The sequence below is a fragment of the Kitasatospora sp. SC0581 genome (genome assembly GCF_048159585.1).
Taxonomy (GTDB): Bacteria; Actinomycetota; Actinomycetes; order Streptomycetales; family Streptomycetaceae; genus Kitasatospora.
This window is the reverse complement of the sequence record NZ_JBLRWA010000080.1, coordinates 1-1,026: the sequence shown is the minus strand read 5'-3', so window position 1 is coordinate 1,026 and position 1,026 is coordinate 1. Positions and strand designations below refer to the sequence as shown.

The 1,026-nt window shown below is 56.9% G+C and carries 1 rRNA gene; it reads right to left on the bottom strand.

The features are described from left to right. Nucleotides 1-1,026, bottom strand: a 23S ribosomal RNA gene (locus ACLWS4_RS37135); the annotation flags it as partial.

Sequence of the window (1,026 nt, the reverse complement as noted above, 5' to 3'; positions counted from 1 at the left end):
GTCCGAAGACTCCGGGCCGGCTTCACGGCCTTAGCATCACCTGGTTCGACGTTGGCGCTTCAAAGCGGGTACGGGAATATCAACCCGTTGTCCATCGACTACGCCTGTCGGCCTCGCCTTAGGTCCCGACTTACCCTGGGCAGATCAGCTTGACCCAGGAACCCTTGGTCAATCGGCGCAAGAGTTTCTCACTCTTGTATCGCTACTCATGCCTGCATTCTCACTCGTATACCGTCCACGACTGGTTTCCACCGCCGCTTCACCCGGCACACGACGCTCCCCTACCCATCACAGCAGGCGTTGGCCCTATATGCTGCAATGACACGACTTCGGTGATGTGCTTGAGCCCCGCTACATTGTCGGCGCGGAATCACTTGACCAGTGAGCTATTACGCACTCTTTCAAGGGTGGCTGCTTCTAAGCCAACCTCCTGGTTGTCTCTGCGACTCCACATCCTTTCCCACTTAGCACACGCTTAGGGACCTTAGTCGGTGTTCTGGGCTGTTTCCCTCTCGACCATGGAGCTTATCCCCCACAGTCTCACTGCCACGCTCTCACTTACCGGCATTCGGAGTTTGGCTAAGGTCAGTAACCCGGTAAGGCCCATCGCCTATCCAGTGCTCTACCTCCGGCAAGAAACACGTGACGCTGCACCTAAATGCATTTCGGGGAGAACCAGCTATCACGGAGTTTGATTGGCCTTTCACCCCTAACCACAGGTCATCCCCCAGGTTTTCAACCCTGGTGGGTTCGGTCCTCCACACGGTCTTACCCGCGCTTCAACCTGCCCATGGCTAGATCACTCCGCTTCGGGTCTTGGGCATGCAACTCAGACGCCCTATTCGGACTCGCTTTCGCTACGGCTACCCCACACGGGTTAACCTCGCTACACACCGCAAACTCGCAGGCTCATTCTTCAAAAGGCACGCAGTCACGGCCCACCAGCAAGCTGGTGAACGACGCTCCCACGGCTTGTAGGCACACGGTTTCAGGTACTATTTCACTCCGCTCCCGCGGTACTTTTCA